Below are 12,434 nucleotides of genomic sequence, written 5' to 3'. Positions count from 1 at the left end.
GCGCCGGCCCTGACTCCGGCGCCGTCACCGCGCCGAGGCTCAGCCCGTTGCTCGCCGTCACCGGCGCCTCGCCCACCGCGTGCAGGCTCCACCGATACACCGCCCGCCCGGCGCAGCGATTGGCCATCCGCAGCGCCTCGATCGCATTGGCCACCGCGATCATCGAATAGTTCGGCAGCAGCAGGAAGCCGAAATGCGACAGCGCGGCGGGGTTCAGCGGCCGCGGCATCAGCGTTCGATCACGAGATCGGTCAGCGGCGTCGAGCAGCAGATCAGGATCATGTCCTGGTCGATCTCGCGCTGGCGGATGCCGCCCTGGTGCTTCATGTCCACCCGTCCCGAGACGAGCTTGCTCTTGCAGGTGCCGCACACGCCCTTGGTGCAGGACGAGGGCAGCCGCATGCCCGCCTCGCGCGCGGCGGCGAGGATATGCTGCCCCGGCGCCACCCCGATCGTCCGGCCGGACTTGCTGAACGTCACCTCGAAGGTTTCCGCCCCCTGCGCGGCCAGCACCTCCTCGACCGGCGGCGGCACGCCGAAATCGAAGCTCTCCTCATAGTAATACCGCATGTCGTAGCCGAGGCCGACGAGCCCGTCGCGCACCACCTGCATGTAGACCGGCGGCCCGCAGTTGAAGATCCAGCGCTCGGCGAAATCCGGCGCCAGCAGCGAGAGCAGCTGCGGCGTCACCCGCCCGCGCGGCCCGCCCCAGCGCCCGCCGGCGCCATCCGCCTCGCACACCGGAATCACCCGCAGGTTCGGCATCTGCCGCGCCATCACCGCGAGCTCGTCGCGGAAGATGATGTCCTCCGGCGTCCGCGCGAAATGGATGAACACGATGTCCGCATCCGGTGCGAGGTCCTGATGCGCCCGCGTCATCGACATCAGCGGCGTGATTCCCGAACCGCCCGAGAGGAACAGGTATTTTTCTCCCGGCGTCGCCACGAAGCTGAAATCCCCGAGCGGCCCGATCGCGCGGATCTCCATCCCCGGCCGCAGATTGTCGTGCAGCCAGGGCGAAACCGCGCCGCCCGGCTTGCGCTTCACCGTGATCGAGATCTGGTCCGGCCGCGTCGGGCTGGAGGCGATCGTGTAGCAGCGCTGCACGATCTCCCCGCCCACCGGCACGTCGAACACGAGGAACTGGCCCGGCCAGTAGCTGAAGCGCGACGGCGTGCGGCTGACGAAGGTGAAGGTCCGCACGTCGTGCGTCTCCAGCCGCGCATCGACGCAGACCAGCACGTCGTCGACCTCAGGGTCCCAGACGGACAGGCTGCCGTCGCGCGCGGCACGGCAGCGCTCGGCCGGCGTCATGTTCATCGCGCCGGCTCGATCCCGAGATGCGCCGCCATGCGGCGGACATACCAGTTGGCGAAAGCCTCGACCTGGCCTTCGGTTTCCGCCGAATACGGCCCCGGCACATAGCCGGCGCCCGACGCCCCCGCCTGCGCGAGGCCGACCAGCGCGCCATCCTGCAGATTGGTCTCGCGCCACACCCGGATCAGGTTCTCGAGGTCGTAATCCACGCCTTGGATCGCGTCGCGATGCACCAGCCACTTGGTGCGCAGCAGCGTGCGGTCCGGCGAGAGCGGCAGCACCGAGAAGGTCACGATGTGGTCGCTCATGAAATGGTGCCAGGAATTCGGCTGGGTATGGAACGAGAGATCGCCGAGCCGCTTCTCCTTGGCCTGGCCGAGCAGGCGCCGGCTCGCCACCTTGGTGTCCAGCGTCTGCGATTCGCCATCGCGGTCCATCGGCATCCGGCCGATCCGGAATCCCGAGACCATGTCGTCGAGATGGCCGATCTCCTCGGAGGGAAACCCGCTCGCCGCCCAGGCGCTGCACGACTGCGCGACCATGTCGTCATAGTTCCGCCGCAGCGCCGCGCGCGCCGGGTCGTCCTCGCGCGCATCGAAGCCGAAGCCGAACTCGAAGATCGAGGTGGTCAGCTCCGGATGGTTCAGCGCGCAGTGATAGCACTCGCGGTTGTTCTCCATCGTCAGCTTCCAGTTGCCCTCCTCGATCAGGTCGATCTGCTGGGCCACCTTGCAGTTGGCGATCTCGTGCGGCGCGATATACGGCCCGACGATCCGCGCCATCTCGTCGAAATCCGCCGGCGGCTCCTCGGCGAGGCAGACGAACAGCAGCCCCTCCAGCGAGCGGAGATGGATTTTCTTCAGCCCGTGGCAGGAATGATCGAAATCCTCGCCCATGTGCTCGGCATGCACGAGCGCGCCGTCCAGCCCGTAGGTCCAGGCGTGATACGGGCAGACCAGCCGCCCCACCGTCGCCTTCTCGGTAGAGACCAGCCGTGCCGCGCGATGCCGGCAGACATTGTGCATGGCGTGGATCGCGCCATCGTCGTCGCGGCAGATCAGGATGTCGTTGTCGCCGATCTTCAGCGTCATCACGTCGCCCGGCTCGGGAACATCCGGCTCCACGCCGACGAAAATCCAGTGCCGGTTGAAGATGTACTCGAGATCGGCGCGGAAGACGTCCGGATCGGTATAGAAATCCCGCTCCAGCATGTAGCCGCGGCGGCGCCGGGCCACGAGGTCACGAAGTGCAGGGGAAGCGACATCCGCCATGGCGTTCACTTTCAAAAAGGGTCAGAACCCGGCGACGGAATGTGACGGTTCGGTGTATCAGCGTCTTTCGTTTTTGCGACATCGCGCCAGAACGATTTCGCAGCCCCCTCGCATGGCGGCCATGCGCTGCTCACATGCGCGGATCAGAACGGACGCGGCCCCGCATGCATCGCGACCGCCTCGGCGCCGCCGCCGTCGCGCCCGGCCATGCCCGGCCGCATCTGCGAGGGCGACAGCCCGTGCAGCGCCTTGAACTGGCGGGAGAAATGCGCGCAGTCCGAGAAGCCGGCCTCCAGCGCGATATCCGTGACCGAGCGGCCCGTCGTCTCCAGCAGCCAGCGCGCGTAACGCAGCCGCAGCGTGCGGTAGAGCAGCGAGGGCCGTTGCCCGAGCGCCGATTCGAAGCGCCGCTCCAGCTGCCGCGTCGACAGGTCGAGCCGCCGCGCGATGGTCGCGATCGGCACCGGGTCGGAGAGGTTCTGCTCCATCATCAGCAGCGCGCGCCGCACCTGCTCGTCGGCCACCTCGTGCGCCACCGGCGGGTGCGGCTGCACCGCCCCCTCGCCGCGCGTGCGCGTCAGCTGCAGCACCTGGTGCGGCTTCTGCGCGAGCCGGCTGCCGAGATGCCGCTCGATCAGCAGCGCCGCGAGATCCGCCGCCCCGGCCCCGCCGGCGCAGGTGATCCGGTCGCCGTCGATCTCGAACAGCCGGTCGCCGGTCACCTCGTGGTCGGGGAAGGCCGCGCGGAAATCCTGGTAGTGCAGCCAGCTCACGCAGACCCGCCGCCCCTGCATCAGCCCCGCCTGGCAGAGCAGGAAACTGCCGTTGCAGATGCCGACCAGCTTCACCCCCGCCGCGGCGGCGCGCTTGAGATAGGCGCAGAGCGGTGCCGCGTTCTGGTTCAGCCCGGCCAGCAGCCCGCCGATCACGACGACGTAGTCGAACCCGGCCGGGTCGAGGAAGGTCGCGCCCGGCAGCACCTGCACCCCGCAGCTCGCGCGGATCGGCGCGGCGCTGTCGGACATGATCGTCCAGCGGCAATGGATCGGGCGCGAGAAATCCGATTCGTCGGCGGCGAGCCGCAGCGTGTCGACGAACATCGACAGCGCCGAGAGGGTGAAGTCATGGGCGAGCAGGATGCCGACCGAAAGCGGTCGCCGCTCCTCGCCCCTTTGTGCGTTCGCTGCCCTTCCGTTCATGGCCCTGCTCCACGATCTCGCCGCATACGAGCCATGCGGCGGAACCGCATATCACCACACTCGCGCGGATCGCGATACGGAAATCATGCATCCCGCATCGCGCCGCCGCGCGCCGGCGGGTCAGTCCCCCGCCGGCCGGGGAAACCGCGCCCGCTTCTCGAGGTCGCCGAGCCGCATGTGGTTGCGCATGTACTGTTCCGAGGCATCGACGAAGGGCTGGAAATCCCACGACTTCCGCCGCCCCTGCCGCAGCGCCGCGTCGATGAAGCGCCGCCGCGCCTGGCTCGCCAGCACCGCGCGATGCACCGCGTCGAGGTCCCAGCGCGCCGCCACCTCGGCGCGGAACGCGGCCACCAGCGCCGCGTGCTCCGGCGCCGCCGCGAGGTTCGCCCGCTCGTCCGGATCGGCCTCGAGGTCGAACAGCTGGTCCGGATCGGCCGGGCAATGGATGAACTTGTGCCGCCCGCGCCGGATCATCACGATCGGCGCGATCGCCCCCTCGGCGAGATATTCGCCGAACGCGCCGTCATGCCCGCCGCGCCCTTCGAGATGGCCGAGCAGCGAGGTGCCGTCGCAGGCGAGCCCCGCCGGCACCCTCCCGCCGCCGAGCCCGACCAGCGTCGGCAGCATGTCGACCGAGGACACCGCCGCCCCCACCCGCGCCGGCGCGAACCGCCCCGGCGCATGCACGATCAGCGGAATCCGGCACGCGTCCTCGAAGAAGCTCATCTTGTACCAGAGCCCGTGCTCGCCGAGCAGCTCGCCGTGATCGGCGGTCATCACCGTCACCGTCCGCGCCGCGAGCCCGCACGCCTCGACCGTCTCGCGCAGCCGGCCGAGCTGGCGGTCGACGAAGGAGATCGCCGCGTAATAGGCGTGCCGCGCGTTGCGCACCTGCGCCTCCGTCACCGGCTCGTTGTCCATGTTCGACACGTGGCGCAGCCGCAGCGAATGCGGGTCCATCGAAGCCGGCGCCGTCCGCACCCGCGGCATGTCGATCGCGTCGTGGTCGTAGAGGTTCCAGTATTCCTCCGTCATCGCGAACGGATCGTGCGGATGCGTCAGCGACACCACCATGCAGAACGGCCGCCCGTCGTCATCGCGCGCGAGGTCGAACAGTTTCTGCCGCGCCGCGAACACCACCTCGTCGTCATAGTCCATCTGGTTGGTCCGCACGCACAGCCCCGCCTCGCGCACCGAGCTCATGTCGTGGTACCAGCTCGGCCGTGTCGCGAAATCGGTCCAGTCCGGCGTCCAGCCGAAATCGGCCGGGTAGATGTCGGTGGTCAGCCGCTCCTCGAATCCGTGCATCTGGTCCGGCCCGCAGAAATGCATCTTGCCGGACAGGATCGTGCGGTATCCGGCGGCGCGCATGTGGTGCGCGAAGCTCGGCAGCATCGCCGGAAACTCGGCCGCGTTGTCGAAGGCGCCGATCGCCGAGGGCAGCTGCCCGCTCATGAACACGTAGCGCGAGGGGCCGCAGAGCGGGCTGTTGCAATAGGCGTTGTCGAACACCACCCCGCCGGCGGCGAGCGCGTCGATATTGGGCGTCAGCGCGACCTGGTTGCCATAGGCCGGCAGCGCCCGCGCGCCGAGCTGGTCGGCCATCACGATCAGGATATTGGGCCGCCCGTCCGCCGCCTTGTCTGCTCCGTTGCCATCAACCCCAGGCATCATCTCTCGCCATCTCCCCTTGCGTCCAATATCGATCCGGCGGCACGCTGCCTTGAAACCGGGCCCGCTTGAAGACCGAATCGATGAATGGAACCCATCAACATGGCTAATGGCAACTGGCGCGCCGCGCTGCCCGCCCTCGCGGTGTTCGAGGCGGCGGCCCGGCATCTCAATTTCAGCCGCGCCGCCCGCGAGCTCGGCGCCACCCAGCCCGCGGTCAGCCACCAGGTCGGCTGGCTCGAGGCGCATCTCGGCTGCCGCCTGTTCCACCGCCGCCATCGCGGCGTCAGCCTGACGCCGGAGGGGCAGATCCTGTTCGAGGCGGCGGCGGCCACGCGCGCCGCGGTCGAGCGCGCGCGGGACGACATCCGCGCCCTGTCCGGCCAGCGCCCGCTGACCGTCGCCACCGATTACGGCTTCGCCGGCGATTGGCTGATCCCCCGCCTCGGCGCCTTCGCCGCCGCCGCCCCGGCGACCGAGCTGCGCATCGTCGCCTCGCAATTCCTCGCCGACCCGCTGGCCGACCCCGCCGATGTCGCGATCCTGATGGGAACCGGCGCCTGGCCGGGCCGGGCCGCGCACCTGCTGTTCCGCGAAACCGTCTCGGCGGTGGCGAGCCCCGCCCTATTGCGTGTTCCCGCCAGCCCGGCGGACCTCGCCCGGATGCGCCTGCTGCATCTCGAACCCCGCCACCCGGCGCCCTGGCTCACCTGGCGCGGCTGGTTCGCCGCCCACGGCATCGACCGCCCGCCCCGCCCGGGCGACGCCACGTTCGACACCTATTCCCTGGTCCAGCAGGCGGCGATCGCCGGCCAGGGCATCGCCCTCGGCTGGCACCCGCTGATCGCCGGCGCGCTGGAAACCGGCCGCCTCGCCTGCGCCGCCGCCCCGCCGGTCACCACCGGCCTCGGCTATTACCTGCTGGAAAACCCGGCCCGCCGCCCGCCCGGCCTCGCCGCCTTCCGCGACTGGCTGCTCGCCGCCTGCCGCGACTCCGAAGCGGCCGGCCTCAGCCCGCCACTGCCATCGCGATGTAGTTGATCCGCGTATCCCGGGCGATGCGGAATCCGCCCGCCAGCGGCGCCGGCACCATCCCCGCCGTCGCCGCCAGCCGCAGCCCGGCGGCGCGGCACATCGCGGCCAGCTCCCCCGGCGTGACGAATTTCCGCCAGTCATGCGTGCCGGGCGGCGCCAGGCCCAGCACATACTCCGCCGCGTATTTTGCAAAAACAATCGATTGCGGCGTTCTGTTCAGTGTTGAGATGAACAGCAACCCGCCCGGCTTCAGCAGCCCCGCCAGCGTGTCGAGAAACCCCTGCGGGTCCGGCACGTGCTCGATCACCTCCAGCGCCGTCACCACGTCGAACCGCGCGCCGGCTTCGGCCAGCGCGTCCGCCGTGGTCGCGCGGTAGTCGATCCCGAGTCCCTGCGCCTCGGCATGCGCCCGCGCCGCGGCGATCGCCTCGCCCGCGGCGTCGATCGCCGTCACCCTGCATCCGGCGCGGGTCAGGCTTTCCGCCAGCAGCCCCGCGCCGCAGCCGACATCGAGGACCGCCACCCCCGCCGCGCCGCCGCGCGCCGCGGCGACATGGTCGAGGATCCACCGGCTGCGCGCCGGATTCATCGCGTGCAGCGCGCGCATCGGCCCGTGCCGGTCCCACCAGCGCGCCGCCAGCGCGTCGAATTTCCGCACCTCCGCCGCGTCCGCCCGTCCGGCGCCCTGCCCGTCATCCATGCTCACGTCCTCTTCCGCCCGCATTGCCCTTCTCCCTGCCGCTCGCTATGTGAGCCTGCCGGGAGATGGCAGCAAGCGCCGCTCCCGCGTCGATACCAGTTTCACGGCAAGATCGGATCACATGGCGCGCATCGTGATGAAATTCGGCGGCACATCGGTCGCCGATCTGGACCGGATTCGCAACGTCGCCGCGCGCGTCAAGCGCGTGGTGGACGAGGGGCACGAGGTCGCGGTCGTCACCTCGGCGATGGCCGGCGCCACCAACCAGCTCGTCGCCTGGTGCCAGGAGCTTTCCCCGCTCTACGACGCGCGGGAATACGACACGGTGGTCGCCACCGGCGAGCAGGTCACCATCGGCCTGCTCGCCGTCGCGCTGCAGACCATCGGCGTCGATGCCCGCTCCTGGACCGGCTGGCAGATCCCCATCCGCACCGACGGCCAGCACGGCAAGGCGCGGATCGACGCGATCGACGGCGCCGAGCTGATCCGCCGCATGCAGATGGGCCAGGTCCCGGTGATCGCCGGCTTCCAGGGCATCGGGCCGGACAACCGCGTCACCACCCTCGGCCGCGGCGGGTCGGACACCTCGGCCGTCGCCGTCGCCGCCGCGGTGAAGGCCGACCGCTGCGACATCTACACCGATGTCGACGGCGTCTACACCACCGACCCGCGCATCGTCCCCAAGGCGCGCAAGCTGCCCGCCATCGCCTATGAGGAGATGTTGGAACTCGCCTCGGTTGGTGCGAAGGTATTACAGACCCGCTCCGTCGAACTCGCGATGAAGGAGCGTGTGCGGGTGCAGGTTCTCTCCAGCTTCACGGATGCGCCGGGAACGCTGGTCGTTGATGAGGATGAAATCGTGGAACAGGAAATCGTCGCCGGCATCGCCTATTCGCGGGACGAGGCCAAGGTCACCGTCCGCCGCGTGCCCGACCGCCCCGGCGTCGCCGCCTCGGTGTTCGGCCCGCTCGCCGAGGCCGGCATCAATGTCGACATGATCGTGCAGAACGTCTCCGCCGACGGCACCACGGACATGACCTTCACCCTCAACAAGACCGAGCTGCCCCGCGCCCGCCTCGTGCTCGACGAGAAGCGCGACGAGATCGGCTTCGCCGAACTCGCGACCGACCCCGACGTCGCCAAGATCTCCGTCGTCGGCGTCGGCATGCGCAGCCATGCGGGCGTCGCCGGCACCATGTTCCGTTCGCTCGCCGCCCGCGGCATCAACATCCAGGTGATCTCCACCAGCGAGATCAAGGTCAGCGTGCTGATCGACGCCGAATACACCGAGCTCGCCGTCCGCGCCCTGCACACCGCCTACGGGCTGGACGTCGCATGAGCGCGCTCGATCCGCTCTGGGCCCGCGGCCGCGCCTTCCTCGGCACCGAGACCGCGATCATGGGCGGCGCCATGAGCTGGGTGAGCGAGCGCCACCTCGTCTCCGCCATCTCCAATGCCGGCGGCTTCGGCGTCATCGCCTGCGGCTCGATGACCCCCGAACTGCTCGATGCCGAGATCGCCGCGACCAAGGCGCTCACCACGAAGCCCTTCGGCGTCAACCTGATCACCATGCACCCGCAGCTGCTGGAGCTGATCGCGGTCTGCGTCCGCCACGGCGTGGGCCATGTCGTCCTCGCCGGCGGCCTGCCCTCCGCCGCCGCGGTCCGCGCGGTGAAGGAGGGCGGCGCGAAGCTCGTCTGCTTCGCCCCCGCTTTGGTGCTCGCGAAACGCCTCATCCGCAGCGGCGCCGACGCGCTGGTGATCGAGGGCTCCGAGGCCGGCGGCCATATCGGCCCGGTCTCGCTCGCCGTGCTGGCGCAGGAAATCCTGCCCGTCATCACCGAGGTCCCGGTCTTCGTCGCAGGCGGCATCGGCCGCGGCGAGGCGATCCTCGCCTTCCTCGAAATGGGCGCCGCCGGCGTGCAGCTCGGCACCCGCTTCGCCGCCTCCGCCGAGAGCATCGCCCACCCCAATTTCAAGGCCGCCTTCCTGAAGGCGAACGCGCGCGACGCGATTCCCTCAGTCCAGCTCGACGCCCGCTTCCCGGTCATCCCGGTGCGCGGCCTCGCCAATGCCGGCACCGCCCGCTTCGTCGAGCACCAGGCCGAGACCATCCGCCGCTTCCAGGCCGGCGAGCTCGACAAGGAGCAGGCCCAGCTCTCGATCGAGCATTTCTGGGCCGGCGCCCTCCGCCGCGCGGTGATCGAGGGCGATGTCGAGCAGGGCTCGGTGATGGCCGGCCAGTCGGTCGGCATGGTCACCGCGATCCAGCCGGTGGCCGAGATCATCGCCGAACTCATCGCCCAGGCCGACGCCGCCTTCGCCGCGCGCGCCACCGTCCGCCAGCCGGATGCCTCGATCGAAGCGGCCTAAGGGCGCGCCCCGCCCGCGCACCATCCCGCTCGCCGCCTCGCGGCGGCTGTTCGCGAAGCTGCGCGAACGGCTGAGCGCCGGCAATTCCAGCCTCGCCGAGCTGGTCGAGCTGATCGCCGCCGAACTCGCGGTCGAGGTCTGCTCGGTCTATGTCGCCCGCGCCGGCGAAATGCTCGAACTCGCCGCCACCCACGGGCTGCGCATCGCCGCGGTCGGCCACACGCGGGTGCGGGTGGGCGAGGGCATCATCGGCCTCGCCGCCGCCAAGGGCGAGGCGCTCAACCTGCCGGACGCGCAGAACCACCCCGAATTCGCCTACCGCCCCGAAACCGGCGAGGAGCGCTACGCCTCGATGCTCGCGGTGCCGATCCGCCGCGCCGGCCGCACCCTCGGCGTCATCGCGGTGCAGAATTCCGAGCCCCGCGTCTACACCCCGCTCGAGGTCGAGACGATCTCGACCATCGCCATGCTGATCGGCGAGATCCTCGCCAGCCAGGGTGCGGCCGACATCGCCGCCGCCGGCTTCGGCGACGCGCTGGCCCGGCGCTATTCCGGCCATCCGCTCGCCCCCGGCATCGTCCGCGGCACCGCCCTGCCCTTCGGCCGCTCGCCCGGCCCGCGCCACGTCCTCGCGGAAGACACCGCGGCCGAGCTCGTCCGCCTCGACCAGGCGATGGCCGATGCCGAAACCTCGCTCGACAGCCTGGTCTCCGAGCCCCTGCCCACCGGCCACGCCACCCGCGAGGTGCTGGAGGCCTATCGCCTGATCTCGCAGGGCACCGGCTGGCTCGAGCGCGTCCGCGCCGCGATCAACGACGGCCTGACCGCCGAGGCCGCGGTCGACCAGGTCGGCAGCGAGCTGCGCCGGCGCATGCGCAAGGTGGCCGACCCCTATCTGCGCGAGCGCGTCGCCGATATCGAGGACATGATCGAGCGCATGCTCGCCGCCCTCGGCGCCGGCACCGCGAAGCCGGAGGATGCGCGCGGCATGGTCCTGGTCTGCCGCCGCCTCGGCCCCGCCGAACTGCTCGACTGGCACCAGCGCGGCATCGCCGGCGTCGCGATCGAGGAGGCCAGCACCGGCGGCCACGCCGCGATCCTCGCCCGCGCGCTGGAAATCCCCGCCATCGCCGTCGAGGCCGGCGCGACCGAGGCCGCCCGCCAGGGCGATCCCGTGCTGCTCGATGCCGAATCCGGCGCCCTCATCCTCCGCCCCGACCCCGAGGTCACCGCGCTGTATGACCGCGCCCTCGCCGCCCGCGGCGCCCGCGCCGCCGAGCTCGCCGTCTTCCGCGACCGCCCGGCCCGCACCCGGGACGGCACCGAGGTCACGCTGATGCTCAATGTCGGCCTCGCCTTCGAGATCGACCAGCTCACCCGCACCGGCGCCGAGGGCATCGGCCTCTACCGCACCGAGATCGCCGCCCTCGCCGCCGCCCGCGTCCCCGGCGTCGCCGCCCAGGCGGCCGAGTACCGCCGCGTCCTCCAGCGCGCCGACGGCAAGCGCGTCGTCTTCCGCACCCTCGATCTCGGCGCCGACAAGCTCCTCCCCGGCGAGGCCGACGACCAGGTGGAAAACCCGGCGATGGGCTGGCGCTCGCTGCGCGTCGGGCTCGACCGTCCGGCCATCCTGCGCAAGCAGCTCCGCGCCCTGCTGATGGGCGCGGCCGGACTCGATCTCTCGGTGATGTTCCCGATGGTGGCGACGGTCGCCGAATTCCGCGCCGCGCGCGACCTGCTCGAGGCCGAGGCCGCCCGGCTCGACGAGATGCCGAACCGCATCGAGATCGGCACGATGCTCGAAGTGCCCTCGCTGCTGTTCCAGCTCCCCGGCCTGCTCGCCGAGGCCGATTTCGTCTCCCTCGGCACCAACGACCTGATGCAGTTCCTCTTCGCCGCCGATCGCGGCACGCCGAAGCTCGCCGGCCGTTACGACGTGCTCTCCGCCCCGGTGCTCGAACTGATCGAGGGTCTCGCCGCCGCCTGCGCCGAGGAGGAGGTCGGTTTCTCGATCTGCGGCGAGTCCGCCGGCCGCCCGCTCGATGCCCTGGTCTTCGCCGCCATCGGGGTCGACACGCTGTCGATGTCCGGCGCCTCGATCCTGCCGGTCAAGGCGCTGTTCGCCGAGGCCGACCTCGCCGCCCTGCGCCCGGTGCTGCGCGAACTCCGCCGCGCCGGCGCCGCCGGCAGCTCGCTGCGCGAGCCGCTCACCGCCTGGGCGCGGGAGCACGGTTTGCCGATCTAGCCCGAACGCGCTACAGGGGGCATATCGCATCCGATACCGTACGGGACAGGCGGGCACCGGTGGCGCTCCGGTGCGATCCCGGCGCGGCGTGACCCGACCCTAACCGTTCCACGAGCTTTCATGGGTACTATGAACGGCGACCACGATTTCGACCTGACCATCCCCGCCCCCCATGCGACGGTTTCCCGGGGTCCCGCGAGTGTCGGCGCCGAATTGCGCGCCGTCCGCGAGCGGCTCGGCTGGAAACTGCCGGACATCGCCGCGCGGCTGAAGATCCGGCGGGTCTTCCTCGAAGCCATCGAGGCCGGCAACCTCGCCGCCCTGCCGGCGCCGACCTATGCCGCCGGGTTCATCCGCTCCTATGCCGAGGCGATGGGGCTCGACCCCGAGGAAATCCTCCGCCGCTTCCGCGCCGAGGGCATGACCCGCCCGCGCCAGCCGGACCTCGCCTTTCCCCAGCCGGTGCCGGACCGCGCGGTGCCGCCCGGCGCCGTGCTCTTCGTCGTCGCGGTCATCGGCATCGCCGGCTATTTCCTCTGGTACCGCCATTCCGAGCACGAGCTGAAAATGGCGCGGATGGTCCCCGCGGTGCCGGCCAAGCTCGCGCCGCTCGCCGTCCC

10 protein-coding genes and 1 pseudogene are annotated in these 12,434 nt (G+C 70.9%); 5 read left to right on the top strand and 6 right to left on the bottom strand.

The genetic code is table 11. From position 1 onward, the window contains the following. From APM_RS07830 to betC, 5 genes and pseudogenes are all read right to left on the bottom strand, one after another. Window positions 1-229, bottom strand: a pseudogene (locus APM_RS07830) (GlxA family transcriptional regulator); the annotation flags it as partial. Then, on the bottom strand, window positions 229-1,320 hold the full coding sequence (locus tag APM_RS07825) for a hybrid-cluster NAD(P)-dependent oxidoreductase (RefSeq protein WP_007422824.1): 1,092 nt from the start codon (window positions 1,318-1,320) through the stop codon (window positions 229-231). The gene APM_RS07825 and the pseudogene APM_RS07830, both read right to left, overlap by 1 nt. Next, the gene (locus APM_RS07820; protein WP_011941920.1) at window positions 1,317-2,588 is read right to left on the bottom strand and encodes an SRPBCC family protein; all 1,272 of its coding nucleotides are present in this window, start codon (window positions 2,586-2,588) and stop codon (window positions 1,317-1,319) included. The genes APM_RS07825 and APM_RS07820 overlap by 4 nt, the downstream gene beginning before the upstream one ends. Window positions 2,589-2,731: 143 nt before the next feature. Beyond that, window positions 2,732-3,787, bottom strand: coding sequence for a GlxA family transcriptional regulator (locus APM_RS07815; protein ID WP_007422822.1), 1,056 nt, complete (start codon window positions 3,785-3,787; stop codon window positions 2,732-2,734). 120 nt (window positions 3,788-3,907) lie between these two features. Continuing rightward, window positions 3,908-5,464 (bottom strand): choline-sulfatase, encoded by a 1,557-nt coding sequence (betC, locus tag APM_RS07810; protein ID WP_007422821.1) that lies wholly within the window; start codon window positions 5,462-5,464, stop codon window positions 3,908-3,910. Between the two features lie 84 nt (window positions 5,465-5,548). Between betC and APM_RS07805 the strand changes: the two genes are divergently transcribed. After that, window positions 5,549-6,502, top strand: coding sequence for a LysR substrate-binding domain-containing protein (locus APM_RS07805; RefSeq protein ID WP_007422820.1), 954 nt, complete (start codon window positions 5,549-5,551; stop codon window positions 6,500-6,502). Here APM_RS07805 and ubiG read toward each other — a convergent pair. Then, window positions 6,471-7,220: a bifunctional 2-polyprenyl-6-hydroxyphenol methylase/3-demethylubiquinol 3-O-methyltransferase UbiG gene (ubiG, locus tag APM_RS07800; protein ID WP_007422819.1), complete on the bottom strand. Its 750-nt coding sequence runs from the start codon at window positions 7,218-7,220 to the stop codon at window positions 6,471-6,473. The genes APM_RS07805 and ubiG overlap by 32 nt on opposite strands. A 97-nt stretch (window positions 7,221-7,317) precedes the next feature. Here ubiG and APM_RS07795 point away from each other — a divergent pair, with 97 nt between their 5' ends. From APM_RS07795 to APM_RS07780, 4 genes are all read left to right on the top strand, one after another. Beyond that, a complete protein-coding gene (locus tag APM_RS07795) occupies window positions 7,318-8,535 on the top strand; it encodes an aspartate kinase (protein WP_011941923.1) in 1,218 nt (405 codons plus the stop codon). Next, window positions 8,532-9,569: a nitronate monooxygenase family protein gene (locus APM_RS07790; RefSeq protein WP_007422817.1), complete on the top strand. Its 1,038-nt coding sequence runs from the start codon at window positions 8,532-8,534 to the stop codon at window positions 9,567-9,569. The genes APM_RS07795 and APM_RS07790 overlap by 4 nt, the downstream gene beginning before the upstream one ends. Beyond that, window positions 9,547-11,814 carry a putative PEP-binding protein gene (locus APM_RS07785; RefSeq protein ID WP_007422816.1) on the top strand — a complete coding sequence of 756 codons (2,268 nt, stop codon included), beginning with the start codon at window positions 9,547-9,549 and terminating at the stop codon, window positions 11,812-11,814. The genes APM_RS07790 and APM_RS07785 overlap by 23 nt, the downstream gene beginning before the upstream one ends. A 120-nt stretch (window positions 11,815-11,934) precedes the next feature. Further along, the coding region (locus APM_RS07780) for a RodZ family helix-turn-helix domain-containing protein (protein WP_039888075.1) at window positions 11,935-12,434 on the top strand (500 nt) is incomplete at its 3' end.

This window comes from Acidiphilium sp. PM (genome assembly GCF_000219295.1).
Classification (GTDB): domain Bacteria; phylum Pseudomonadota; class Alphaproteobacteria; order Acetobacterales; family Acetobacteraceae; genus Acidiphilium; species Acidiphilium multivorum.
Note: the sequence above shows the minus strand (reverse complement) of the source record. Positions and strands in the feature narration are given on the sequence as shown.